The sequence below is a fragment of the Pseudothioclava arenosa genome, from assembly GCF_002358085.1.
Classification (GTDB): Bacteria; Pseudomonadota; Alphaproteobacteria; order Rhodobacterales; family Rhodobacteraceae; genus Pseudothioclava; species Pseudothioclava arenosa.
This window is the reverse complement of the sequence record NZ_NTJD01000003.1, coordinates 151,327-176,114: the sequence shown is the minus strand read 5'-3', so window position 1 is coordinate 176,114 and position 24,788 is coordinate 151,327. Positions and strand designations below refer to the sequence as shown.

26 protein-coding genes are annotated in these 24,788 nt (G+C 65.9%); 12 read left to right on the top strand and 14 right to left on the bottom strand.

Annotation, left to right across the window (positions count from 1 at the left end):
* Positions 1-35 precede the first annotated feature (35 nt).
* The 4 genes from CLN94_RS05125 (at position 36) to aat (ending at position 3,293) form a co-directional block, all read left to right on the top strand.
* Positions 36-530 carry a hypothetical protein gene (locus CLN94_RS05125; protein WP_096431838.1) on the top strand — a complete coding sequence of 165 codons (495 nt, stop codon included), beginning with the start codon at positions 36-38 and terminating at the stop codon, positions 528-530.
* A gap of 188 nt (positions 531-718) precedes the next feature.
* The gene (accB, locus tag CLN94_RS05120) at positions 719-1,213 is read left to right on the top strand and encodes an acetyl-CoA carboxylase biotin carboxyl carrier protein (protein WP_096431836.1); all 495 of its coding nucleotides are present in this window, start codon (positions 719-721) and stop codon (positions 1,211-1,213) included.
* 10 nt (positions 1,214-1,223) lie between these two features.
* Complete coding sequence (gene accC, locus CLN94_RS05115) at positions 1,224-2,570, top strand: acetyl-CoA carboxylase biotin carboxylase subunit (protein WP_096431834.1); 1,347 nt, start codon at positions 1,224-1,226, stop codon at positions 2,568-2,570.
* A gap of 84 nt (positions 2,571-2,654) precedes the next feature.
* Positions 2,655-3,293 carry a leucyl/phenylalanyl-tRNA--protein transferase gene (aat, locus tag CLN94_RS05110; protein WP_096431832.1) on the top strand — a complete coding sequence of 213 codons (639 nt, stop codon included), beginning with the start codon at positions 2,655-2,657 and terminating at the stop codon, positions 3,291-3,293.
* Here aat and CLN94_RS05105 read toward each other — a convergent pair.
* From CLN94_RS05105 to uraH, 7 genes are all read right to left on the bottom strand, one after another.
* Positions 3,257-3,625 (bottom strand): DUF2155 domain-containing protein, encoded by a 369-nt coding sequence (locus CLN94_RS05105; RefSeq protein ID WP_096431830.1) that lies wholly within the window; start codon positions 3,623-3,625, stop codon positions 3,257-3,259. The genes aat and CLN94_RS05105 overlap by 37 nt on opposite strands.
* On the bottom strand, positions 3,622-4,077 hold the full coding sequence (gene mlaD / locus CLN94_RS05100; RefSeq protein ID WP_096431828.1) for an outer membrane lipid asymmetry maintenance protein MlaD: 456 nt from the start codon (positions 4,075-4,077) through the stop codon (positions 3,622-3,624). The genes CLN94_RS05105 and mlaD overlap by 4 nt, the downstream gene beginning before the upstream one ends.
* A 16-nt stretch (positions 4,078-4,093) precedes the next feature.
* Positions 4,094-4,468 (bottom strand): NADH:ubiquinone oxidoreductase subunit NDUFA12, encoded by a 375-nt coding sequence (locus CLN94_RS05095; RefSeq protein WP_096431826.1) that lies wholly within the window; start codon positions 4,466-4,468, stop codon positions 4,094-4,096.
* A gap of 146 nt (positions 4,469-4,614) precedes the next feature.
* Positions 4,615-5,883 carry an ATP-dependent Clp protease ATP-binding subunit ClpX gene (gene clpX / locus CLN94_RS05090; RefSeq protein ID WP_096431824.1) on the bottom strand — a complete coding sequence of 423 codons (1,269 nt, stop codon included), beginning with the start codon at positions 5,881-5,883 and terminating at the stop codon, positions 4,615-4,617.
* A gap of 125 nt (positions 5,884-6,008) precedes the next feature.
* Positions 6,009-6,632, bottom strand: coding sequence for an ATP-dependent Clp protease proteolytic subunit (locus CLN94_RS05085; protein WP_096431822.1), 624 nt, complete (start codon positions 6,630-6,632; stop codon positions 6,009-6,011).
* A gap of 110 nt (positions 6,633-6,742) precedes the next feature.
* Positions 6,743-7,978 carry a urate hydroxylase PuuD gene (locus CLN94_RS05080; RefSeq protein WP_096431820.1) on the bottom strand — a complete coding sequence of 412 codons (1,236 nt, stop codon included), beginning with the start codon at positions 7,976-7,978 and terminating at the stop codon, positions 6,743-6,745.
* A gap of 156 nt (positions 7,979-8,134) precedes the next feature.
* Positions 8,135-8,491, bottom strand: a complete 357-nt coding sequence (gene uraH / locus CLN94_RS05075) for a hydroxyisourate hydrolase (RefSeq protein ID WP_096431818.1) — start codon at positions 8,489-8,491, stop codon at positions 8,135-8,137.
* 96 nt (positions 8,492-8,587) lie between these two features.
* On the opposite strand from uraH, the gene puuE reads away from it, so the two are divergent.
* From puuE to CLN94_RS05060, 3 genes are read left to right on the top strand one after another with little or no spacing between them, the layout of a single operon-like run.
* Complete coding sequence (puuE, locus tag CLN94_RS05070; protein WP_096431816.1) at positions 8,588-10,003, top strand: allantoinase PuuE; 1,416 nt, start codon at positions 8,588-8,590, stop codon at positions 10,001-10,003.
* Complete coding sequence (locus tag CLN94_RS05065) at positions 10,003-10,836, top strand: bifunctional allantoicase/(S)-ureidoglycine aminohydrolase (RefSeq protein ID WP_096431814.1); 834 nt, start codon at positions 10,003-10,005, stop codon at positions 10,834-10,836. The genes puuE and CLN94_RS05065 overlap by 1 nt, the downstream gene beginning before the upstream one ends.
* Before the next feature lie 11 nt (positions 10,837-10,847).
* Entirely contained in the window at positions 10,848-11,336 is a 489-nt protein-coding gene (locus tag CLN94_RS05060) for an ureidoglycolate lyase (RefSeq protein ID WP_096431812.1), read from the top strand.
* On the opposite strand, the gene CLN94_RS05055 is transcribed toward CLN94_RS05060, so the two are convergent.
* From CLN94_RS05055 to CLN94_RS05035, 5 genes are all read right to left on the bottom strand, one after another.
* Entirely contained in the window at positions 11,333-12,298 is a 966-nt protein-coding gene (locus CLN94_RS05055; RefSeq protein WP_096432209.1) for an NAD(P)-dependent oxidoreductase, read from the bottom strand. The two genes, CLN94_RS05060 and CLN94_RS05055, sit on opposite strands and share 4 nt — an antisense overlap.
* A 129-nt stretch (positions 12,299-12,427) precedes the next feature.
* Positions 12,428-12,856, bottom strand: coding sequence for a DoxX family protein (locus tag CLN94_RS05050; RefSeq protein ID WP_096431810.1), 429 nt, complete (start codon positions 12,854-12,856; stop codon positions 12,428-12,430).
* The gene (locus CLN94_RS05045) at positions 12,853-13,617 is read right to left on the bottom strand and encodes an HvfC/BufC N-terminal domain-containing protein (RefSeq protein WP_179300237.1); all 765 of its coding nucleotides are present in this window, start codon (positions 13,615-13,617) and stop codon (positions 12,853-12,855) included. The genes CLN94_RS05050 and CLN94_RS05045 overlap by 4 nt, the downstream gene beginning before the upstream one ends.
* Positions 13,604-14,461, bottom strand: a complete 858-nt coding sequence (bufB, locus tag CLN94_RS05040; protein WP_096431804.1) for an MNIO family bufferin maturase — start codon at positions 14,459-14,461, stop codon at positions 13,604-13,606. The genes CLN94_RS05045 and bufB overlap by 14 nt, the downstream gene beginning before the upstream one ends.
* Before the next feature lie 67 nt (positions 14,462-14,528).
* Positions 14,529-14,807 carry a BufA1 family periplasmic bufferin-type metallophore gene (locus CLN94_RS05035; RefSeq protein ID WP_096431802.1) on the bottom strand — a complete coding sequence of 93 codons (279 nt, stop codon included), beginning with the start codon at positions 14,805-14,807 and terminating at the stop codon, positions 14,529-14,531.
* Positions 14,808-15,017: 210 nt separating this feature from the next.
* Between CLN94_RS05035 and CLN94_RS05030 the strand changes: the two genes are divergently transcribed.
* From CLN94_RS05030 to CLN94_RS05020, 3 genes are all read left to right on the top strand, one after another.
* Positions 15,018-15,575 (top strand): sigma-70 family RNA polymerase sigma factor, encoded by a 558-nt coding sequence (locus CLN94_RS05030; RefSeq protein ID WP_096431800.1) that lies wholly within the window; start codon positions 15,018-15,020, stop codon positions 15,573-15,575.
* Entirely contained in the window at positions 15,572-16,207 is a 636-nt protein-coding gene (locus CLN94_RS05025) for an NrsF family protein (protein ID WP_096431798.1), read from the top strand. The genes CLN94_RS05030 and CLN94_RS05025 overlap by 4 nt, the downstream gene beginning before the upstream one ends.
* A gap of 159 nt (positions 16,208-16,366) precedes the next feature.
* Positions 16,367-18,307, top strand: coding sequence for a DEAD/DEAH box helicase (locus CLN94_RS05020; protein ID WP_096431796.1), 1,941 nt, complete (start codon positions 16,367-16,369; stop codon positions 18,305-18,307).
* A gap of 6 nt (positions 18,308-18,313) precedes the next feature.
* Here the strand turns inward: CLN94_RS05020 and CLN94_RS05015 are convergent, their stop codons facing one another.
* Both CLN94_RS05015 and CLN94_RS05010 read right to left on the bottom strand, forming a co-directional pair.
* Positions 18,314-19,114 (bottom strand): sulfotransferase family protein, encoded by an 801-nt coding sequence (locus CLN94_RS05015; protein ID WP_179300236.1) that lies wholly within the window; start codon positions 19,112-19,114, stop codon positions 18,314-18,316.
* A 176-nt stretch (positions 19,115-19,290) separates the two neighbouring features.
* A complete protein-coding gene (locus CLN94_RS05010; RefSeq protein WP_096431792.1) occupies positions 19,291-22,080 on the bottom strand; it encodes a bifunctional aconitate hydratase 2/2-methylisocitrate dehydratase in 2,790 nt (929 codons plus the stop codon).
* Positions 22,081-22,752: 672 nt separating this feature from the next.
* On the opposite strand from CLN94_RS05010, the gene CLN94_RS05005 reads away from it, so the two are divergent.
* Both CLN94_RS05005 and CLN94_RS05000 read left to right on the top strand, forming a co-directional pair.
* On the top strand, positions 22,753-23,958 hold the full coding sequence (locus CLN94_RS05005; protein WP_245845101.1) for a tyrosine-type recombinase/integrase: 1,206 nt from the start codon (positions 22,753-22,755) through the stop codon (positions 23,956-23,958).
* 591 nt (positions 23,959-24,549) lie between these two features.
* Positions 24,550-24,732, top strand: coding sequence for a hypothetical protein (locus CLN94_RS05000; RefSeq protein ID WP_096431788.1), 183 nt, complete (start codon positions 24,550-24,552; stop codon positions 24,730-24,732).
* The last annotated feature ends 56 nt before the right edge of the window (positions 24,733-24,788 follow it).

Sequence of the window (24,788 nt, the reverse complement as noted above, 5' to 3'; positions counted from 1 at the left end):
CCGTTGGTGGGGGTGTTTTGTGCGAGGAGTTGGGGATGGACCAGATTTCGGGCTTGATGCCCCAGATCGGCTGGTCGCCGCTGATGACGCCTGCGACACCGAAGAAGGCGCCGGCGACGACCGTCGAACCGGCGGGGCAATCGACTTCGGCGCAAGGCGGGCTGGCGGCGGATGTCGGCACGCAGGCCGGGCTCTATCGCGGGGCGACAGGCGCCGAGGCGGCTGGTGATGGCGCGGGGCGCTCCAGCGAGAGCGGGCTGATGCCCGAACCACCGCCGGACCCCGAGGCGCCGACCGGGCCACCGCCGACCTTCAAAATCACGCCACTCGAGGCCATGGCCGCCGAGCAGCTTGCGCCGCCCGAAGCGATCGAGGACCCCACGCCGGAGGTGCCCGAGGATGCCCCCGACCCGGCACAAGCGCTGCAGGCCGAGGCACCGCGCCACGAGGAACGCCCTGCGCCATCGCAGCCCGACGGCTGGGCCAGCCTGAAGGCGCCGGAAGACCCCAAGGTCAGCCTAACCCGCTGATTCTGTCACAATCGCGAAGAATCCGCCCCACGGCACGCCCTGCGGCCCGCCGCGCCCCCAACGCAGGCACCGTTACCCCTGCGTCAGTCGTTCTCGCTTCCCCTCGGTCTCCCGCTGGCGTATAACGCCCGGGATCGAATGGCCCGCAGAAGACGGGCCAATCCCATAACGCACCTTTCGAGGATGGCATGACCAAAAACACCCGCGACAACGATGTGGCCTTCATTCAGGCGTTGGCTGAACTGCTGAACCAGAACGATCTGACCGAGATCGCTGTGGTGCGCGAATATGGCGAGGATGACAGTCTCGAAGTCCGCGTTGTGAAGCAGGCGACCATCGTGCAGGCCCCGGTGGCCTATGCCGCCCCGGCCCCCGCTGCGGCCCCCGCGGCCGCGCCTGCCGCAGCCCCGGCCGCCGCAGCACCCGCGACCGACGACCCGGCCAGCCACCCCGGCGCGGTGGCCTCGCCGATGGTCGGCACCGTCTACCTCTCGCCCGAGCCCGGCTCGGAGGCCTTCGTCAAGGTCGGCTCGACCGTCAAGGAAGGCCAGACGCTGCTGATCGTCGAGGCGATGAAAACCATGAACCACATCCCGGCGCCGAAATCGGGCACCGTGAAACGCATCCTGGTCGATGACGCGACGCCGGTCGAGTTCGGCACCATCCTGATGATCATCGAGTGAGGGCGCGCCCATGTTCGACAAGATCCTGATCGCCAACCGTGGCGAGATCGCGCTGCGCGTGATCCGCGCCTGCCGCGAGATGGGGATTGCCTCGGTCGCGGTTCACTCCACCGCCGACGCCGACGCGATGCATGTGCGCATGGCCGACGAAAGCGTCTGCATCGGGCCGAATTCCTCGGCCGAAAGCTACCTCTCGATCCCGGCGATCGTCGCCGCCTGTGAAATCACCGGCGCGCAGGCGATCCACCCGGGCTATGGCTTCCTTTCGGAAAACGCCAATTTCGTGCAGGTGCTCGAAGATCACGACATCACCTTCATCGGCCCCACGGCCGCCCATATCCGTATCATGGGCGACAAGATCACCGCGAAGGAAACCGCCAAGAACCTCGGCATCCCGGTGGTGCCCGGCTCGGATGGCGGCGTGCCCGATTTCGAGACCGCCAAGCGCGTCGGCGCCGAGATCGGCTATCCGCTGATCATCAAGGCCACCGCCGGCGGCGGCGGGCGCGGCATGAAGGTCGCCACCTCCGAGGCCGATCTGGAAATCGCCTTCCGCACCGCGCGCTCCGAGGCCAAGGCCGCCTTCGGCAATGACGAAGTCTATATGGAGCGCTACCTGCAAAAGCCGCGCCATATCGAGATCCAGGTCTTTGGCGACGGTCGCGGTCGCGCCGTGCATCTGGGCGAGCGCGACTGCTCGCTGCAGCGCCGCCACCAGAAGGTGTTCGAAGAGGCCCCCGGCCCCTGCATCACCCCCGAGGAACGCGCCCGCATCGGCAAGATCTGCGCCGACGCCATGGCCGAGCTGCAATATTCCGGCGCCGGCACGATCGAGTTCCTCTACGAAGACGGCGAGTTCTTCTTCATCGAAATGAACACCCGCCTGCAGGTCGAGCACCCGGTCACCGAGGCGATCTTCGACGTCGATCTGGTGCGCGAACAGATCCGCGTCGCCGCTGGCGAGGAAATGGAATTCCGTCAGGAAGACCTGAAGATCCGCGGCGCCGCGATCGAGGTGCGCATCAACGCCGAGAAGCTGCCGAATTTCTCGCCCTGCCCCGGCAAGATCACCCAGTATCACGCGCCGGGTGGCCTGGGCGTGCGGATGGATAGCGCGCTCTATGACGGCTACAAGATCCCGCCCTATTACGACAGCCTGATCGGCAAGCTGATCGTGCATGGCCGCGATCGCCCCGAAGCGCTGGCCCGCCTGCAACGCGCGCTTGGCGAGCTGATCGTGGACGGGGTCGATACCACGGTGCCGCTGTTCCACCAGCTCTTGGCCGAGCCCGACATCCAGAGCGGGGATTACTCGATCCACTGGCTCGAGAAATGGCTGAAAGCCACCTACGGCTGACGAAAACGCCCCTTCGGGGGCGTTTTTCATTGCATTGCACCTGCCCGCGACCTCGGTCATTCTGCGCCGGAGGAGGTGGATCGCATGACCGACAGGCTCAGTCCGGAACTGCTCTTGGCAGGCTATGCACAGGGCATCTTTCCGATGGCCGAAAGCCGCGAGGATACCCGTCTCTATTGGTTCGACCCGAAGCTGCGCGGCATCATCCCTCTGGATAATTTCCACATTTCACGCTCGCTCGCGCGGGTTATTCGGCGTGAAACTTTCACTATTTCAACAAATGAGGCATTCCGGGCCGTGGTCGAAGGCTGCGCGGATCGCCACGAGACCTGGATCAACGGATCGCTGTTCTCGCTCTATGACGCGCTGCACGCGGCCGGTTTCGCCCATTCGCTCGAGGTCTGGTCGGGCAAGGATCTGGTTGGCGGCATCTTTGGCATCACCCTGGGTGGCGCCTTTTTTGGCGAGAGCATGTTTTCACGCGCGACCAATGCCTCGAAAGTTGCGCTGGCCTACACCGTGGACCGGCTGCGGCGCGCCGGGTTTTGCCTGTTCGACACGCAATACCTGACGCCACATCTGGCGAGCCTTGGCGGGGTGGAAATTCCGCGCGAGGACTATCACGCACGTCTGGCCGAGGCCCTGCAACGGACTGCGGATTTCACCGCGCCGCCGCCCTCATCGGGTCACTCGATCTTGCAGCGGATGGCCCAGACGTCGTAGCGCTGATGATCCAGCGCCGAGAGCGCGGGGCTGTCGGCGATCAGCCAGCCCGAAAACACCTGCGCCTCGGCGCTCGTGTCCTTGATCGTCACGAAAGCATAGGCGTTCGAGGACGGGTCCGCCGGCGGATAGCGGCATTCGCGCAGGGTGATTTCCAACTGGCCATAGGGCACGGTCTGGCCCGAGAGAAGCTCGATATCCGAAGCCGCCCCCGCGACCTTGTCGAGCCCGCGCAGCACCGCGCCCGGCGCGTCGGCCAGCCCCGCAGGGGCCTCTTGCGCGGCCACAGGCAGCGCGAGAAGGGCCAGCAATACAGCAGCCAGACGGATCATTGCCCGTCCTCCGAACCGCCGCCCGCGAATTTCATCATCAGCGCCAGCATCGAGACCGCGCCTTGCGTGTCGAGGATCTCTTCGCCAGGCTCCAGGTTGGTCAGGCTGCCGCCCGGGATGATCTCGACGAACGCGCCGCCCAGGAGCCCCTCGGAGGCAATCAGGATCACCGAATCGTCGGGCAGGATCACGTCCTTGCGCAGGCTGATCTCGGCATCGGCGAAGAAGGTCTGCGGGTTCAGCTCAAGATCGGTCACGGTGCCGACCTTGACGCCCGCCATCCGCACATCCGAGCCCACCGTCACCCCTTCGACCGAGCGGAACGAGGCGGTCAGCGGGTAGTGCCCCGTGCCCGCCGAAATCTCGGCGCCCCGCCCGGCCCAGAACAGAAAACCCAAAGCGGCCGCAAGAACGGCCGCTCCGGTGACGATTTCCAAACGGGTTTCGCTCATGGCGCTGTCCGGGCCCTTATTCGGGCTGCCAGGCCTCATAATCCTGGCGCACGACCGGCGCGGCGCGGCGCAGCGAGCCCGCGGGGGCAAAGGCGCCGGGCGTGCCGGTCAGGTTTTCCTGATGCGGAAGTTCCCAAGCCTTGTGCGGCAGCGGCGATTCGGTCGGCGGCTCCTTGAAGGTGTGGTGCAGCCAGCCATGCCAGTCGGGCGAAATCCGCGACGCCTCGACCTCGCCGTTATAGATCACCCAGCGGCGTTTGCCGTCGCGGGTCTGGTAATAGACATTGCCCTGCGCGTCTTCACCGACCTTCACGCCCTTGCGCGCGGTAAAGAGTTGCGTGCCGAGGGTCTGGCCATTCCACCAGGTCAGCAGGCGAAGCAGGAATTTCATGATCTATCCTCCGCAGGGCTGTTCTCCCCCCTTATAGCGAAGGATCCGCCCGCGTCCAGTAGCCGCGCGACCCCACGCCGCGGCCAGAATGCAAAAAGGCGGGCCATTGCCGGCCCGCCTTTGCGAAAATCGCTTCGACGCGCAGATCAGCCCGCCGACTTCGGCTCTTTCTTGTCCTTCTCGGCGTAGATCAGGAGCGGCTTGACCTCGGCATGATCGACGGCTTCCTCGTTGACCACGACCTCTTCGACGCCGTCCATGCCGGGCAGTTCGAACATCGTGTCGAGCAGGATGTCTTCCATGATCGAGCGCAGCCCGCGCGCGCCGGTCTTGCGGGCGATGGCGCGGTTCGCGATCGCCTTCAACGCGTCCTCGGTGAAGGTGAGCGCCACGCCCTCGATATCGAAGAGCCGCTGGTATTGCTTGACCAGCGCGTTCTTCGGCTCGGTCAGGATGGTGACCAGCGCCTCGGCATCCAGATCGGTCAGCGTCGCGATCACCGGCAGGCGGCCGACGAATTCCGGGATCAGGCCGAATTTCAGCAGATCCTCGGGCTCAAGCTCCTTGAACAGCTCGCCCACACCGCGCGCGTCCGGGTCCTTCACCGCCGCGCCGAACCCGATCCCCGAGCCCTTGCCGCGCTGCGCGATGATCTTTTCCAACCCCGCGAAGGCGCCACCACAGATGAACAGGATGTTCGTGGTGTCGACCTGCAGGAATTCCTGCTGCGGATGTTTGCGCCCGCCCTGCGGCGGCACCGAGGCCACCGTGCCCTCCATGATCTTGAGGAGTGCCTGCTGCACGCCCTCGCCCGAGACATCGCGGGTGATCGAGGGGTTGTCGGACTTGCGGGTGATCTTGTCGACCTCGTCGATATAGACGATGCCGCGCTGCGCACGCTCGACGTTGTATTCCGAGGCCTGCAGCAGCTTGAGGATGATGTTCTCGACATCCTCGCCCACGTAGCCCGCTTCGGTCAGCGTGGTCGCATCGGCCATGGTGAAGGGCACATCGAGGATGCGCGCCAGCGTCTGCGCCAGAAGCGTCTTGCCGCAGCCGGTCGGGCCGATCAGCAGGATGTTCGACTTGGCCAGCTCGATGTCGGATTTCGAGCTGTGATTGAGCCGCTTGTAGTGGTTATGCACCGCGACCGAGAGCACGCGCTTGGCGTGTTCCTGCCCGATCACGTAATCGTCCAGCACCTTGCAGATGTCGCGCGGGGTCGGCACGCCATCGGTGGCCTTCAGCCCCGAGGACTTGGTTTCCTCGCGGATGATGTCCATGCACAGCTCGACGCATTCGTCACAGATGAACACGGTCGGGCCCGCAATCAGCTTGCGCACCTCGTGCTGGCTCTTGCCGCAGAACGAACAATAGAGCGTGTTCTTGCTATCGGAGCCGGAATTGTTCGCCATTACTTTCCTCTGCGCCTGACCGTCCTGGCCGGTCCGTTCTGGTGGGCCTGTCCAAACTCTAGGACAGCCCCCCCGTCACCACAATGTCAAATTTCCGGGGCAGGACGTGCCGCCCCGGCCGGGTCTCAGGCCTCGCTGCGCGGGCGGCTTTCGAGAATCTCGTCGATCAGGCCCCAATCTTTGGCCTCTTCGGGCGACATGAAATTGTCGCGCTCGAGCCCCGCCTCGACGGTCGCGTAATCGTTGCCGGTGTGCTTGACGTAGATCTCGTTCAGACGACGCTTGAGGTTCTCGACCTCGCGCGCATGGATCAGGATATCGGTGACCTGACCCTGATAGCCGCCCGAGGGCTGGTGCACCATCACGCGCGAGTTCGGCAGCGAGAAGCGTATCCCCTTTTCGCCCGCGGTCAGCAGGAGCGAGCCCATCGAGGCCGCCTGCCCGATCACCAGCGTCGAGACCTTGGGCTTGATGTATTGCATCGTGTCGTAGATCGACAGGCCCGAGGTCACCACGCCGCCCGGGCTGTTGATATACATCGCGATTTCCTTCGAGGGGTTTTCCGCCTCGAGGAACAGGAGCTGCGCGCAGATCAGCGTCGCCATCCCGTCATGAACCGGCCCCGACAGAAAGATGATCCGCTCCTTCAGGAGGCGCGAATAGATGTCATAGGCCCGCTCGCCGCGCGAGGTCTGCTCGACCACCATCGGCACAAGCGTGTTCATGTAGAGGTCGATCGGATCTTTCATCGGCTGCCCTTTCCAGAATCTCGTCCCGGCCATCGTTAGCCGCAGAACCTTATCCAAGTCTTAGTTGCGCGCGCCTGCCGCTTCAAGGGCAGCCCGGTGCGAAAGCGCACTCAGCCCGCCTCACCCGCAACAACACCCCGGTACCAGCGCCGGATCAGCGCACGCTCGCTGTCTTCCATGAAGCTCAGGTTGCCGGGCGGCATCGCGTGCGTCAGGCCGGCCTGCACATAGATTTGATGCGCGGCGGCGGCGACCTGCTCGGGGGTTTCCAGATGCACGCCGCGCGGCGCGCGACCGATTCCCTCGTAGCCCGGCTCGGCCGCGTGGCACATCGAGCAGCGCCCGAGCACGACATCCGACACCTCGTCGAACCCCTCGGCCGCAGCAAAGCGCGCCTGTGCGGGGCTCAGCGCCGCCTCTTCGGCCTCGGCCTCGACCGGGCCAAAGGAGGATAGCCAGACGATCGCCCCGAACAGCGCCGCCGTCAGCCCCCAGGTCCACCAGACATAGCCCTTGTGCGCGTGATGGGTGTTGAAGAAATGCCGGATCGTCACCCCCATCAGGAACACCAGCGAACAGATCAGCCAGTTGTATTCGCTGGCAAAAGCCAGCGGGTAATGGTTCGACAGCATCAGGAAGATCACCGGCAGGGTGATGTAGTTGTTATGGGTCGAGCGCTGCTTGGCGATCTTGCCGTATTTCGGGTCGGGCGTGCGGCCCGCCTTGAGATCGGCCACCACGATGCGCTGGTTCGGCATGATCACGAAGAACACGTTCGCCGTCATGATCGTCGCGGTGAAGGCGCCCATATGCAACAGCGCCGCGCGCCCCGAGAACACCTGCGTATAGCCCCAGCTCATCGCCACCAGCACGCCGAAAAGCCCGATCATCAGCTTGGTGTTGTCCTCGCCGAAGCGCGACTTGCAGAGCCAGTCATAGAACAGCCAGCCGATGGTCAGCGACCCCGCCGAGATCGCCACCCCCGCCCAGATCGGCATCTCCATCACCCGCGGGTCGATCAGGTAGAACTCGGCCCCGAACCAGTACAGCAGTACCAGCATGGCAAAGCCCGACACCCAGGTCATGTAGCTTTCCCATTTGAACCAGGTCAGCTCCGCCGGCATCGCCTCGGGCGCGACCAGATATTTCTGGATGTGGTAAAAGCCCCCGCCATGCACCTGCCAGGCCGCGCCATGCACGCCTTTGGGCGCCCCCGCTTCGGGTCGCAGCCCAAGGTCCAGCGCGATGAAATAGAAAGACGACCCGATCCAGGCGATCGCGGTCACCACATGCAGCCAGCGCACCGCGAATTGCGCCCATTCCATCAGAAAGATCGTGTCGAACATGGTTCCCCTCGGCATTTTTCGCCAGCTTCTGCCGCCAGCCGGACAAGCGCAAGGGCTCGTGAACCGGGGGCGGGCTTCGCGCCGGATGCCCCGTCAGGCGCCTAAATTTGCAGCATTCACGCCTCGCAACGCGGCAGGCGCAAAATTATTGCGCGCTCAGCTGCCGCGATAGGTCGAGTAGCCGAAGGGCGAAAGCAGGAGCGGCACGTGGTAATGCGCCGCCCCGTCCGAGATGCCGAAGCGGATCGGCACCGCGTCAAGGAACAGCGGCGCGTCGCCCGCCTGACCACTTGCGCGCAGGTAGTCGCCCGCATGAAAGACCAGCTCGTAAACCCCAACGGCAAAGCGCTCTGCGGGCAGAATCGGGCCATCGGTGCGCCCGTCTTCATTGGTCACACAGTCGGCGATCTGGCGCGGCGCGTCCCCGTTCAGGTCAAACAGCACGATCCGCAGCCCGGCAGCCGGAACCCCCTTGGCGGTGTCGAGAACATGGGTCGTCAGATAGCCGGACATGAGGCGCCTCCTTTTGCGCCGGACTATGCGCCCGCCGCGTCGATCTTGCAAACCCCCGAATTTGCGCCTTTCATTCCCCCAAGCTTGGAGACACAGATGACCCGCTACCCCCGAGACATGCGCGGCTATGGCGCAACCCCTCCCGATCCGCGCTGGCCCGGCGCCGCGCGCGTCGCGATTTCGCTGGTGCTGAATTACGAAGAAGGCGGCGAGAATTGCGTCCTGCATGGCGATGCCGGTTCCGAAGCCTTCCTGTCGGACATTGCGGGCGCCGCGCCCTGGCCCGGCCAGCGCCACTGGAACATGGAATCGATCTATGAATACGGCGCGCGTGCGGGGTTCTGGCGCCTGCACCGGCTGTTCACCGGGATGAACCTGCCGGTCACGATCTACGGCGTCGCCACCGCGCTCGCACGCAGCCCCGAGCAGGTCGCCGCGATGCAATCGGCCGGCTGGGAGATCGCCAGCCACGGGCTGAAATGGGTCGAGCACCGCGACATGCCCGAGGCCGAGGAGCGCGCCCAGATCGCCGAGGCGATCCGGCTGCACACCGAGGTGACCGGCGCGCGCCCGCGCGGCTGGTATACCGGGCGGTGCTCGGAGAACACCGTGCGCCTGACCGCCGAAGAGGGCGGTTTCGACTGGATTTCAGACACTTACGATGACGACCTGCCCTATTGGCGCGAGGTCGGACCCCGCGATCAGCTGGTCATCCCCTACACGCTCGAAGCCAATGACATGCGCTTTGCCACCGCGCCGGGCTATATCGAGGGCGAGCAGTTCTTTACCTATCTGCGCGACACATTCGACACGCTTTACGCCGAGGGGCTGGCGGGCGCGCCCAAGATGTTCTCGATCGGGCTGCATTGCCGGCTGATCGGGCGGCCCGGCAAGCTTGCGGGGCTGAAACGCTTCCTCGATTACGCGCGCGGGCACGAAGGCGTCTGGTTCGCCACCCGCGGTCAGATCGCCGCGCATTGGGCCGAAACCCATCCGCATCGCCGCCGCGAACGCCCGAGTCAGATGGCGCAGGCGCGGTTCATCGAGGCCTTCGGCGCGATCTACGAACATTCGCCCTGGATCGCCGAGCGTGCCCATGCGCTGGAACTCGGCCCCGCGCATGACAGCCTCGAAGGCATGGCCTCGGCGCTCGCGCGCATCTTCCGCAGCGCCAGCGCGGTCGAGCGCCTCGGCGTGCTGACCGCGCACCCCGATCTGGCGGGCAAGCTCGCGCAGGCAAAACGGCTGACCGCCGACAGCACCGCCGAGCAGGCCTCGGCCGGGCTCGACGCGCTGACCGATGCCGAACGCGCCGAATTCGAGGCGCTGAACGCCCGCTACACCGAGAAATTCGGTTTCCCTTTCATCATCGCCGTGAAAGACAATACCAAGGCCTCGATCCTGCACGCCTTCCACCACCGCCTTGAGAACAGCCGCGAGGCCGAGTTCGCCGAGGCCTGCCGGCAAGTCGAACGGATCGCCTGGCACCGGCTTTCTGCAATGGATCTGTGATGGACTACACCTATTACGCCCCCACCGGCGGCCTGCCCGACCAGAACACCCGCGCCCGCGAACGCGCGCATTTCACCAATTCCTACGCGGTGATCCCGCGCGGCGTGCTGTCGGATATCGTCACTTCCTTCCTGCCCGGCTGGGAAAACACCCGCGCCTGGGTTCTCGCCCGCCCGCTCTCGGGTTTTGCCGAAACCTTCGCGCAGCTGATCGTCGAGGTCAGCCCGGGCGGCGGTGCCGAAACCCCGGAACCCGACGCCGAGGGCGAAGGCGTCCTGTTCATGCTGGCGGGCCACCTGCGACTGGTGATCGGCGCGCGCGCGCATCAGCTGGAACCTGGCAGCTACGCCTATCTTGCGCCCGGGGCCGCGTGGTCTGTGGCCAATGACGGCGACACGCCCGCCACCTTCGTTTGGGTCCGCAAGCGTTACGAACGCGCGCCGGGGCTTGAGGCGCCCGAAAGCTTCGTCACCCGCGACACCGAGAAACCGCCCGTCGAAATGCCCAATACCGCTGGTTACTGGGCGACCTCGCGCTTTGTCGATCCAACCGACCTGCGCCACGACATGCATGTGAATATCGTCACCTTCATGCCCGGCGGCACCATTCCCTTCGCCGAAACCCATGTGATGGAGCATGGCATCTACGTGCTGCAAGGGCGCGGCGTCTACCTGCTCAATCAGGACTGGATCGAGGTCGAAGAGGGCGATTTCATGTGGCTGCGCGCGTTCTGCCCTCAGGCCTGCTACGCGGCGGGGCGGCGGCCGTTCCGCTACCTGCTCTACAAGGATGTGAACCGCCATCCGAAGCTGGGCTCGCCCTTTCCGGGCTGATCGGAGGCGCGATGCAGATCAAGGCCGAACCGCTGAGTGCTGCCGCCTTCGCCCCTTTCGGCGATGTGCTGGACGCCACCGGCGCCCCCGACAAGATCATCAACCAAGGGCTCTGCGGGCGGTTTCACAACCGCGCGCGGCTTGATTTCGGGACCGAGACCGGGGGCCGCGCAGGGATCTCGATCTTCAAGGCCGAGGCGCGCGCCCTGCCTTATCTCTGCGATCTGCTCGAACGCCACCCCGAGGGCAGCCAGGCGTTCATCCCGATGACGGCCGATCCGTTTCTGGTGATCGTCGCGCCCGATGCGGACGGGCGCCCCGGTGCGCCGCGCGCGTTCCTGACGAACGGGGCGCAGGCGATCAACCTCCATCGCGGCACCTGGCACGGCGTGCTGACGCCCCTGTCCGAGCCCGGGCTGTTCGCGGTGATCGACCGAATAGGCGCCAGCGCGAACCTTGAGGAATACCCCCTGCCCGCGCCCGTCACCGTGATCGGTTAACCAAGCCCCGGCACGATTTCCACGGCAATGCCCGCCGCCCGCGCCGCCGCGATCTCGGCGGCGCAGAGCGCCTCGACATCGCCCGGCACGAGCCGCACGACCTGCGCGCCCTCGCTCGCAGCCTCCAGCGCCGCCGCCGCATCGCCCGGCGCGGCCAGTTCCCGCTCGGCATCGCGGCGCGCCAGCTCCAGCACCTCAGCGCTGACTTCGGGCGCGTGGAAAATCGCATCGGCCTCTTGCAGGCGCGCCACCGCGCGCAGCGTGACCAGATCGCGCGGCCCCGGCCCCGCGCCGACAAAGGCGATCGCGCCGGCCTGCGCCCGGTCGGGCGCACCGCCCGCCGCAATCGCCGCCTCGATCAGCGCGCGCCCCCCGGCCTGATCGCCCCGCTCCCAGGCCTTGCGCGGCGCCTCGGCGAAAACCCAGGCCCAAAAGGCGCGGCGCGCGTCTTTTTCGACCCGCGCCGCCACCGCCCCGCGCAGATCGCGCGCCAGCGCCGCCAACCCGCCCAGATCCGGCGCCAGAACCGTTTCCAGCCCGGTCTTGATCTGGCGCGCCAGCACCGGCGCCGCGCCCTCGGTGCCGATGGCCACCACCACTGGGTCACGATCGACCAGCGAAGGCGTGGTAATGTCGCACAGATCGGGGCGGTCGACCACATTGACCGGGCAGCGCGCCGCCGCCGCCAGCACCTGCAGGCAGGAATCGACGCCCGGGCAGCCGCTGGCGATAAAGGCCATCGCGGCGCCTTCGAACAGCGCGGGCGTGATCGGGCCGGTGTGGGGGCGCGCGCGCCCCGCCGCCACCAAAGCCTCCAGCTCGTCGTCAAGCGCGGGCGCGGCCAGCACGATCTGGGCATCGGTGCGCGCGATCAGCCGCGATTTCTGCGCCGCCTGCTCGCCGCCGCCCGCAATCACCACGCGCCGCCCGGTGGTGCGGATGAACATCGGAAAGCTCTTCATGGCGGCCTCTTGGTCTGACGTCTCTTGCCCCTTGATGGCGGCTTCCGCCCGCAGGAGCAAGCCGATTGCCATGAAAAAGGCGCGCCCCGAACGCTGCGGGACACGCCGACACTCGCACGCACGACAGCTTTAGCGACCCAGCCCCAGCCGCCAATCCAGCGAAATCTGCCCCGGCCCGGCCGCAATCAGCGCGAGGAAACAGGCCGCCCAGAGCCCATGCGTCGGCCAGGCATCGGGATAGACGAAAACCTGAATGACCGTCGTCATCGCCAGAAGCGCCAGCGCCGCAAACCGCGTGAACAGCCCCACGACCAGAAAGATCGGCAGCGTCAGCTCGGCCGCTGTCGCCATCACCGCCGCCAGCTCGGGTGGAATGACCGGCAGGTTATATTCGTGGCGGAACAGGAAATAGGTGCTGTCCTTGATCGAGCCCCCCTCGATCTTGGTGCGCCCCGAGGCGTGGAACACCCAGGCCGGAAAGACGCGCAGCGCCAGCGCCGCCAAATCCCAGGGCAGCCGCCCCAGCATCGCATCCAGCTTTCGGATCAGGGTCATCATTGCGCGTCCTCCTCTATCGAAATCAGGGCGCCCGCGCGCTGAAGCCGTGCCAGCAGCTCTTGCGGGGCAAATTGCGGATCGGTGGTCAGCGCCGCCTCGGCCGCAGCCAAAAGCGGCCGACGCGCCAGAAGCGCCGCGCAGAACGCCGCCTCGCCCGGGCCAAGGCGCCAGACCGGCACCTCCAGCGTTCGGTCGCGCAGCACCAGAACCGTCTCGGGGCGATCAGAGATCGGCCCCGGCGTCACGCCGGGCTGGTTGCCCGCCCAGATCGCATGGATCGCATGGCCGGACGTAATCAAGGCGACCGACGGGTGCAGGCCCAGCGCGATGCGGTCGGCGCGCCCGGCCGCTTCGGCCAGTGCTGCGGGCGGCAGGGGTTCGGCATCCGCCGCGTGATAGGCCCGCCCGCGCGCGCGTTCGAGCCGTGCCACATCGGGCAGGTAAGGCAGCCCCGCAACCGGCGGAAATTCCTCCAGAAACCCCGGGAACGCCCCGCCCCAGTCAAAGAGCATCGGGCTTTCCGGCGGGTGCGCCTCGGCAAAGACCCGCGCCATGGCGGCGAAAAACTCAGCGCCGACCAGCCGCGCAACCACCGGAAACCGTGCCGCCAGCGCCTCGGTCAGCGAATGGAGCACGTTGTTGCGATAGACCGCAAAGCGGCGCTCGGCCTCGTCGGGATTGCGCGCGGTCACGCCTACAGGCAGGCCCGCGCCGAAAATGCCGCTGCGAAACGCGGACAGGAAGGTCTCATGCGACGGCATTGGTCCGCTCCCCTTCCCCCACCGCCCGCAAGATCGCCTGCGCGCGCCGGGCTTCCGCCAGCAGAACCGGGAAGGCGGGCACGTCATTATCCCATTCTATCAGGCTCGGCAGAGGCCCGGTCCGCGCGATTACCTCGGCGTAAAGCGCCCAGACCGGATCGGCCACCTCGGCGCCATGACTGTCGATCAGCAGGGGCCCCGAGGGCAGCTCTTCTTCGGCATGGCCACCCAGATGGATCTCGGCCACATGCGCAAGCGGGAACGCCGCCAGATAGGCGCGCGGGTCGGTGCGGTGATTGACGCAGGACACAAAGACATTGTTCACATCCAGCAACAGCCCGCAGCCCGTGCGCCGCGCCACTTCGTCCAGAAACTCGGTCTCGGGGATCGTGCTTTGCTCAAAGAGCACATAGGTCGAGGGGTTCTCGAGCAACATCCGCACGCCCAGAGCCTCTTGCACCTGATCGACGTGGTCACAGACCAGCGCCAGCGTCTCGGGCGTGTAGGGCAAGGGCAGCAGGTCGTTCAGGTAGTCGGCGCCATGACTCGACCAGGCCAGATGTTCGGAGAAACTCTCGGGCTGGTAGCGCTCGATCAGCGCGCGCAGCCGCGCCAGATGCGCCGGATCAAGCCCGCGCGCGCCCCCGATCGACAGCCCCACCCCATGCAGCGACAGCGCGTAATCGGCCCGCAAGGCCGCCAGCATCGCATGCGGCGCGCCCCCCGCGCCCATGTAATTCTCGGCATGGACCTCAAAGAACCCCAGATCGGGGCGGCTGGCGCGGATATCGGCGAAATGCTCGGGCTTGAACCCAAGGCCTGCATCGGCGGGAAGGCGGGTCATCGGACGGCTCCTGTTCGGCAAACGGCGAAAAACCGGGGCGCGAGATCAACCCGCGCCCCGGCCGGCATCACATCTTGATCGGCTCGAGCGAGCCCATGCCCATCGGCGTCTCGATGCCTTCGCAGGTGCCAGCGGGCACGAATTTCCAGGCATTGCCCTGGTAGTCCTTGGTCGAGGTGCCCGCGCAGGTGGTGCCCGGACCGGCCGCGCAATCGTTCTGGCCGGCCATCGCCACGCCATAGCACTTTTCCATCGCCTCATCGGCATGGGCGGTCTGGGCAGCGGCAAGCGTCAGGGCGGCGGCAAGCGAAGCGGTGAGCGGCAGGGTCTTGGTCAGGATCGACATGAAATTCTCCTCTGTCGGTTTGGTGTTACGAGTGACCTCAGCGGGTCCTCGCAAGCCAATTCGCGCCCGCCCCCCGCGCCGTTACAGCGTTCACGCATCGGTGATCGCAACGTGATCGCAGCCCTCACGCGCGCGGCGCATGCGGGTTTTCAAGAAAATTTCGCGGAACCCGTGTAACAATGCCCTCGCATTCACGTATTGCAGGGAAAGATGAGCGACACGGAAAGCCTTTGGGCCGGCTGGATGCAGGCGGCGAACGGCGGGGACGGGCAGGCCTATGCCCGGTTCCTCCATGCCGTCACGCCCGTCCTGCGCGGGATTGTCCGGGCGCGCGGCGCCGCCCTCTCGGAGGCAGCGCGCGAGGACATCGTGCAAGAGGTCCTACTGGCGATCCACGCCAAGCGCCACACATGGTCCGAGGATCGCCCGATCCGGCCCTGGCTCTTCGCGATCACCCGCCACAAGGTGATCGACGCCTTCCGCCGGATTGGCCACGAGGCGGCGCAGACGCTGGGCGACGAGGCCGAGATGGTCGTCGATGCGGGCCACGAGGCGGCGCTGGCCGCGCGTGAGGCCGCCGAAGAGGTCGAGGCGATGCTTGGCCAGCTCGACCCGGAGGCGGCCGAAATCGTGCGCGCGCTGAAGCTGCGCGAGGAAAGCCCGGCGGGCGTCGCCGAACAGCTCTCGATCAGCGAGGGCACGCTGCGGGTGCGGCTGCACCGGGCGATGAAGAAACTGGAAGGGCTCGGAAGGAGAGAGCTGCGATGAACACCGAGGAGCTGATTGCCCGGATGGCGGGCGCCCCTGCCCCCGCGCCGCTGAACCGCGGTCGGATGGCGGCGCAGTTCCTGGCCGCCGTGCTGGTGCCGGTGGCGCTGTTCCTGTTGCTGGCGGGAACGCGCCCGGGGCTGATGGCGGCGCTGGAAAACCCTGTTGTCGCGCTGAAAACGCTCCTGCCAGCGCTGGCCTTCGGGCTGTCGCTGGCCGCCCTGATGCGCCTGACCCGCCCCGAGGCCGAGGCGCGCGCGCCCCTGCGCCTGCTGGCCCTGCCCGCTCTGGCGGCACTGGGGCTTCTGGTGTTGGCGGGCGTCACCCTGCCGCCCGCAGGCTGGATCGCCGAATACACGCCGTTTTTCATCGTCGAATGCGCTGGCTCAATTCTGGTTCTGTCGATCGCGCCCGCGCTGGTGGCCACGCGGATCTTCGCTCGCGGCGCCTCGCCCGCGCCCGGTGTTTCGGCGGCGCTGGCCGGGCTGGCCTCGGCCTCGGGCGCGGCGACGGGCTATTCGCTGTTTTGCACGCAAGACAACCCGGCCTTCTTCGTGTTCTGGTATGGGCTCGCCATCGCCACCGTCACCCTTGCCGCCGCTCTCTTCGCGCGCCGCCGTTTCGCGTGGTGACGCGGCGCGGGCCTTGCATTCTTTACTTTACCTGAAGGCCCGCAAGGTATAGGAGGCGGGCTTTCTTGGCGAGGCGGAGCACGCGCCAATCCCGGCGCGCTCCAGATCTTCCGCCTCAACCTTGCGCCTCCCCCGCGCCCCCTCGATCGGATTTCTTTCGTGAAACAGACCCTCTCCGCCGCGCTCTCTGCTCGTGGCTATACCAACCTGACCGCCGTGCAGGAGGCCGTGACAGAACCCGGCCTCGAAGGCGCGGACCTTCTGGTCTCGGCCCAGACCGGCTCGGGCAAGACGGTGAGCTTCGGCCTCGCGATCGCGCCGACCCTGCTGGGCGAGGCAGAGTCCTTCGGCTACGCCGGCGCACCGCTGGCACTGGTGATCGCGCCGACGCGCGAACTGGCGCTGCAGGTCCGCCACGAACTGACCTGGCTCTATAAAGAGACGGGCGCGGTGCTGGCCTCTTGCGTGGGCGGTATGGATGCCCGCGCCGAGCGTCGCGCGCTGGAACGCGGCGCGCATATCGTCGTCGCGACGCCGGGGCGGCTCTGCGACCACCTGCGTCGTGGCGCGATCGACCTGTCGCAACTGCGCGCCGTCGTGCTGGACGAGGCCGACGAGATGCTCGACCTCGGCTTCCGCGACGACCTCGAAACCATCCTCGAAGCCTCGCCCGAAAGCCGCCAGACGCTCCTGTTCTCGGCCACCGTTTCGCCCGAGATCGCCCGCCTCGCCAAACGCTACCAGCGTGACGCGCAGCGCATCTCGACGCAATCGGGCACGAGCCAGCACACCGATATCGACTATCGCGCGGTGATGGTCGCCGACCATGACGAAGAAAACGCGATCACCAACCTTCTGCGCTTCCATGAACCGCCGAACGCGATCGTCTTCGCCAATACCCGCGCCGCCGTGGCTCGCCTTGTCACCCGCCTGACCAACCGCGGCTTTGCGGTGGTTTCGCTCTCGGGTGAACTGACGCAATCCGAGCGCAGCCACGCGCTGCAGGCGATGCGCGACGGGCGCGCCCGGATCTGCGTGGCCACCGATGTCGCCGCGCGCGGCATCGACCTGCCCAACCTCGACCTCGTGATCCACGCGGAACTGCCGCAAAGCGAAGAAGCACTCCTGCACCGCTCGGGCCGCACCGGTCGCGCGGGCCGCAAGGGGATCTCGGCGCTGATCGTGCCGCCGCGCGCGCGCAACCGCGCAGAGCGCATGCTGCGCGCTGCCAAGGTCACCGCTGAATGGGAACCCGGCCCCTCGGCCGAGGCGGTTCTGGCGCGCGACGAGGCCCGCCTTCTGGCCGATCCGGTCTGGGCCGAGCCTGCCGCCGAGACCGAAACCGCGACGCTCGCCGCGCTCTTGGCACAACGCAGCCCCGAACAGCTCGCACTCGCGATGATGCGGCTCTGGCGTGGCCAACGCTCGGCCCCCGAAGAGCTTGAATCCATCGCACCGCGCGTCGCCCCCGGCGCGGGCTTCGGCCCCAGCCGCTGGTTCTCGATCCCGATCGGGCGCATCTCGAAGGCCAGCCCGAAATGGCTGATGCCCAAAGTCTGCGAGGCCGGCGGCATCACCCGCAACGAGATCGGAGCGATCCGCATCTTCGACGACGAGAGCTTTGTCGAGGTTTCGGCCAATGTGCTCGACCATTTCCTCGAAGCCCTCGGGCCCACGGGCGAAATCGCGCCGGGCCTGAGGCTGACGCTGCTGGAAGGCGTGCCCGAAGAGGTGCGCAATGCCGGAACCGGCCGCCCCGGCGCCGGGCGCAAACCGGGCTTCAAGCCGAAATTCGGCGGTAAGCCGGGCAAGTCCTTCGGTGGCAAGTCCTTTGGCGAGAAATCCTACGGCGACAAGCCCCATGGCGACAAACCCGCCCCCAAGGGCCCGCGCAAGCCGCGCCCCGAGGGTGATTTTTCGGAACGCCCCACGAAACCCGCCTACAAGGGCGACCGCGCCGACAAGCCTTCTGGTGACAAATTCGCCAAGCCCGCCCGCAAAGGCGGCTGGGAGCCTCGCGACGGCGCCAAACCCAAGGCGAAATACGCCCCGAAAGGCCCGGCTAAAGCCGGCAAGCCCTACAAGGGCAAGAAGGGCTGAGCCCGCTCAGGCCTGATAGCTGAAGAGCTCGAAATCATCCCGGTAAAGCCGCGCCACGATGGCGCGGCTTTCGTCGTCATAGGCCTGCTCGACCGCCTTCGAGGCGCCGGTGCGCGTGCCGGCAAACTCGACCGGTTCGGGGGCGATCCCCCAGATCCTCTGCACCAGCGTCGCCATGTCCTGATCGAGAGTTTCGACCCGACCGATCAGGTCATACGCATCCAGCGGCAACAGCATCAGCGCGCTTTGCGGCGCCCAATGCGCATCACGCCAGACGCCGCCGCGATCGAGAAAGCGGCAGAACGCGGCGAAACTGGGCACCTCGCCCGGCGCACTCTCCATCATCGCGCCATAGCGATCGACCTGCCGCCTCTTGCGCAGGAACTTGTCCTGATAGGCCGAGAGCACCCGCGCGTAAGGGTCGCGCACGATCAGGAAACGGAACACCTCGCCCGAGGCCAGCGCCTCCACCTGCGCGCGCGACATATGCGCCGGGCGCAACATGCGCCCCTTGTCGCCCCGGCTGCCCCAGGGCCGCTGATAGTCGGAATGCTTGGCCAGCAGCTTCGAAATCGTGGTGTTCGCGGCCTTCGGGATACGGTTGTAGAAAAACCGATCGGTGGGCGAGAACGCCCCGCGCAGGTTCAGGTGAAACAGACTGCAAGGGCCGCGATAGGGATAGCGGCGAAAGAACGGCAGAACGGTTTGCGCCAGCGGCCGCGCCAGCCGGTCGCGCCATTCCTGCGCCGGGGTCATGCTAAACCCCACCGCTGGGCTGCCCTGCTTCGCCTGGTCTTGCCCGGACATACGCCCCTCCCGAAATTCCGAACGCCGAAAATCGCCCTCTTCCTGTCGCGGAATCCGGGCGACCTCAAGGCTTTTCTGGTGCGCGACCGAGCGCCTTCCCGAAAGCATGTCAGGCCGCCAGGAAACAAAACGGCCCGCGCATTGCGCGGGCCGTTCCTTTTGTTCGGCGCGAAGCCTTAGAAGTGGACCGATTTGCTGTCGAGCGGCACCTGCATCGGCGGCGCGAATTTGGTCAGGTCGATGCCCTTCACTGCGTCCTTGTACTCGCTCAGCGTGGGCGTGCGCCCGAGGATCGCCGAGAGCACGACAACCGGCGTCGAGGCCAGGAGCGACTCGCCCTTCTTGGTCTCGCTGTCGGCCACGACGCGGCCCTGGAACAGGCGGGTCGAGGTGGCCAGCACCGTATCGCCCTTTTCGGCCTTTTCCTGGTTACCCATGCACAGGTTGCAGCCGGGACGCTCGAGATAGAGGATATTCTCGTACTCGGTGCGCGCCTTGGCTTTCGGGAACATGTCGTCGAACTCGAAGCCCGAGTATTTCTCGAGGATCTCCCAGTCGCCTTCTTCCTTCAGCTCGTCGATGATGTTGTAGGTCGGCGCAGCCACCACGAGCGGCGCCTTGAACTCGACATGCCCGGTCTGCTCCTCGAGGTTCTTGAGCATCTGCGCGACGATCTTGATGTCGCCCTTGTGCACCATGCACGAGCCCACGAAGCCCAGATCCACTTTCTTCTCCGCCGCGTAATACGAGATCGGGCGGATCGTGTCGTGGGTGTAGCGCTTCGAGACATCGGCGTTGTTCACGTCGGGGTCGGCGATCATCGGCTCGTCGATGATGTCGAGATCGACCACCACCTCGGCGAAATATTTCGCGTTGGCATCGGGTGCCAGAGCCGGTTTCTCGCCCGAGCGGATCTGCGCGATGCGCTTGTCCGCAAGTGCGATCAGCTTGGCGAGCATGCCGCTGCGCTGCTCCATGCCCTTGTCGATCATGATCTGGATGCGCGATTTCGCCAGTTCCAGCGACTTGATCAGCGTCTCGTCTTCCGAGATGCAGATCGCCGCCTTCGCCTTCATCTCGGCGCTCCAGTCGGTGAAGGTGAAGGCCTGGTCGGCCATCAGCGTGCCGATATGGACCTCGATCACGCGCCCCTGGAAGACGTTATCGCCGCATTGCTTGAGCATCTGCGCCTGGGTCGCGTGGACCACGTCGCGGAAGTCCATGTGATCGGCCATCTTGCCCTTGAAGGTGACCTTGACCGATTCCGGGATCGGCATCTCGGCCTCGGCGGTCGCAAGCGCCAGCGCCACGGTGCCCGAGTCCGCACCAAAGGCCACGCCCTTGGACATGCGCGTATGGCTGTCGCCGCCGATGATGATCGCCCAGTCATCCACGGTGATGTCGTTGAGAACCTTGTGGATCACGTCGGTCATCGCGTGATACTCGCCCTTGGGGTCGCGCGCGGTGACAAGGCCGAAGCTGTTCATGAAGGACATCAGCTTCGGAATGTTGTCCTGCGCCTTCTTGTCCCAGACCGAGGCGGTGTGGCAACCCGACTGATAGGCGCCATCAACCAGCGGCGAGATCACGGTGGCGGCCATCGCCTCGAGTTCCTGCGCGGTCATCGGACCGGTGGTGTCCTGCGAGCCGACGATATTGACGCGCACACGCACGTCCGAACCGGCATGCAGCACCTTGCCGGGCGCGACGCCGCGGGCATTGGCGTTAAAGATCTTTTCAACCGCGGTCAGGCCCTGACCAGGGATCGAGATCTCTTTCGAGGGGGCGAACACCACGGGCGCCTCGACACCGAGGATCTCGGCCGCGACGGTCTGCAGCTTCTTGCCGAAGACGATGGCATAGGAGCCACCGGCCTTCATGAACTCGACCTTCTGCGGCGTGAAGGAGCTGGACAGATCGGCCAGTTCTTCGCCGTCCTCGCTGAGAAGCTTCTTCTTCTTGGTGTCGATCTTGAGCACGGTACCGGTGGTCACCGAGAATTTCTGCTCGAGGATCGGGTTGCCGTCGTTGTTCAGGATCGCCTTGCCATCCGCATCGGTCTTCTTGACCCAGTTCTTGAGGTTGACCCCGATCCCGCCGGTCACGTCAACCGTGGTCGCGAAGATCGGCGAGATGCCGTTGGTGCCGGCGACCACCGGGGCGATGTTGACGAAGGGCACATAGGGGCTGGCTTGCTTGCCGGTCCAGAGCGCGACGTTGTTCACGCCCGACATCCGGCTCGAACCCACGCCCATGGTGCCCTTTTCGGCGATCATCATGATGCGCTTGCCGGGATGCTGGATCTTCAGATCGCGGATCGTCTGCTGCGCGGCCTCGTCGCACATGCACAGACCGTGCAGTTCGCGGTCGGCGCGCGAGTGCGCCTGGTTGCCGGGCGACAGCAGGTCGGTCGAGATATCGCCCTCGGCCGCGATGAAGGTGACGATTTCGATCTCGTCCTCGACGTCGGGCAGGCTGGTGAAGAACTCGGCGTTCGCATAGCTTTGCAGGATGTCGGTCGCGATCGCGTTGCCCGCGGCATGCGCGGCCTTCAGACGGTCGGTGTCGGCATCATAGAGGAAGACCTGGGTCTTGAGGACCTCGGCGGCCTGTTCGGCGATCGCCTTGTCGTCGCCAAGCGCCACATCGAGCAGCACGCGCACCGAGGGCCCGCCCTTCATGTGCGACAGCAGTTCCAGCGCGAAAGCGGGGGTGATTTCCGGAACCACCACCTGACCAAGCACGATCTCTTTCAGGAACTCCGCCTTCACATCCGCGGCGGCCGTGGTGCCAGGCAGGGTGTTGTAGATGAAATACTGCAGCGAATCGGCGCGGTGCGGATGCGCGGCATCGCGGATCTGCGCGACGATCTCGGCCGTCAGGGCGCCGTCGTCGATCGGCTTGGGGCTAAGGCCCTGCGCCTTGCGGGTTTCGATCTCTTCGAGGTAACGGGCATAGAGACTCATTTGCGCTCCCAATAGCTGATTGACATGGCGGCTGGGGTGTGGCCGTTTCGGTATGCATTAGTATACAGATCACGCGAAAGACGCAAGCCTTCGCGGAATGCTGGCAGACCAATTCTGACACGTTTCCGCTAGGACAATGACACTGTTCCTTAGCCACTCAAAGACCGCGCTGCCCGTCGCCAGGACATTCGGCTCAGCTCGCGGCGCAGATTAGCGGAGTGCAGGCTTCGTCTTGGGCGTGATGTTAGGCGGCGAGCTTACGTTACTGCAAGCGCCAATATGCGATGGCCTTTCGCTTGATCCTTGCGCATCGCCTGAGGATCGCCGGCGCCCTGCCGAAGCCGCCCTCCCGGAAGCGCGCGAGCGTGCCATTCGCCAGACTCTCGCCACCTCCACTCCGGGCTGCATGAGAGCCGCTTCGCGACCGCGCCGAGCGGATCGACGATCGGCTACGCGCCTCAAAGGCTGAATGGGGGAGAGCAAGAGGGTCGGTCTGGCGGAGACGAAGAAAAACAAACTTCCCTCCGAGGGCCTCCGACAGCTTCCTGTTTTCCCAAGTAAATAAGCCACTTATCTAAATCTTCGTTCCGAATGATTCTTGCGCGATCCGGCTAAATCCTGCACTCAATGGGGGAACAATTGAGGGAACACCCGAGTTGGGCGGAGAGTTTTTTGAACGGCAAGCTGACGGCGACATTCGTCAAGAACATCAAGCAACCCGGCAGCTATTCCGACAAGACCGGGACCGGGCTCAGGCTACGGGTAAAACCCGATGGCCGGAAGAACTGGATCCAGCGATTTACCATCAACGGCAAGCTGCGCGAGGCGGGGCTGGGCGCGCCCCCGGTCGTGACGCTGGCGATGGCCCGCGAGCAGGCGCTGCTCAACAAGCGCATGGCCTACGAGGGCAAGGACCCGATCGAGGAGCGGCGCAACCGCAAGCCCGGGCTGACCTTTGCCGAGGCGATCGAGCGTTACCTCGCCCACAAGCTGGCCGAATTCAGGAACGAGAAACACCGCAAACAATGGCGGGCGACGCTCGACAGCTACGCGACGCCGATCATCGGCGCGCGCGATGTCGAGACCCTGACGCTGAACGACATGCTGGCGGTGCTGCAGCCGATCTGGACCACCAAGACCGAAACCGCAAGCCGCCTGCGCCAGCGCATCGAGGCCGTTCTGTCCTGGGCGGCGGTGGCGGGCTATCGGATCGAGGCGAACCCGGCGCGCTGGAAGGGCAACCTCTCCGAGGTGCTGCCGAAGCCGAGCAAGGTCGCCACCAAACACCACCAGGCGGCGGTCAACCTCTCGGACGCCCCGGCCTTCTGGCAGCGCCTGTGCGGGATGGACGGCATGAGCGCGCTGGCGCTGCGCTTCCTGTGCCTCACCGCCGCGCGCTCGGGCGAGGTGCGCGGGATGCGTTGGGACGAGCTCGACCTTGATAAGCGCCTCTGGATCATTCCCGCCGAGCGGATGAAGGCCGGGCGCGAACATCGCGTGACCCTGAGCGATCCGGCGCTTGGGCTGCTCGAAACCCTGCCACGGCTCCTTAAGAATGATCTGGTCTTCTTCTCGCCCAAGGGCGGGCCGCTTTCGGACATGGCCCTGTCGTCGGTGATGCGCCGGATGGACGAGGCCGCGCTGAAGGCAGGCGCGCCCCGGTTTCTTGATCCGCAATCCGGGCGCCCCGCCGTGCCGCACGGGCTGCGCTCGACCTTTCGGGATTGGGCCGCCGAGCAAGGCTACGACCACATCATCGCCGAACTCGCCCTCGCCCACCACGTCGGCAGCACCGTCGAGCGCGCCTACCGACGTTCCGACCTGGTCGAGCGACGGCGCGACATGATGGCAAACTGGGCGACTTTCCTGGGGGCCTGAGGGGGAGAGGGCGGATTCCGGAAGTTCGCCGCGATTGCACAGCTACCGTTGCACAATTCGATAAGCGGACCTTCGTCCCAAGAACCAGTTCTCAGACTGGCTAGCCGGCACGAAGGGCGGAGAGCGGCCTGATGGAGGTGCGGCTTGGCGCTCGCTGAGCCGGAAGGAACAGGGTCCGAGAAGAAAACATGCACGACTGAAATAAGGGCTCACTACTCGAACTGCGAGAAAATAAAGCGTTCCTGCCGCGCGGTTCCGGCAACCCTTTACTGCCAAAGGAGATTATTCTGAAAATCCAGTCGCATGGAACGTGCGGAAGGACCATTCGCGCCGTCGCGCGCCAGCTTTGCGGAGCGAGGGCTCGCAATCGAGCGGGGTTTGCCCATATAGTGAGGAACTGCAGTGTTCATCCCGGGGCGGAAGCCGACCTCCGCGGGCGCCGTGGCGCCGATCTGAGAGCCGGGCAGTTCACCCGGCCCATCCGATCCCGCGGACCTGCAGGCCGAAGGCCTGATCGCGACGGCGCCCTCCGTCCGTGCGACGCGTCATCAGACCCTGAGTGGACGTGTTGCCAGAAAAGGAAGCAGCAAGATGACATCGCCAGAAACTGAAGACCGCGCGCCCGCAGAGGCTGCGCGTTCCACCACCGTAACCTCGCAGAAGCCCGAATCCCCGCACCCGCCGGTGCGCAAGTCGATCTTCGACCCCTCTTACGCGCCCGAGGGGGCCGAGCTGCGCAAGGCATGGTCCCGTTTCGATCGCAAGAAGCAATGAGGCTGGCCGCGATCAGCCCCGACTGTGCCTTCTTCGCCTGCCTGATTGGCGAGGTC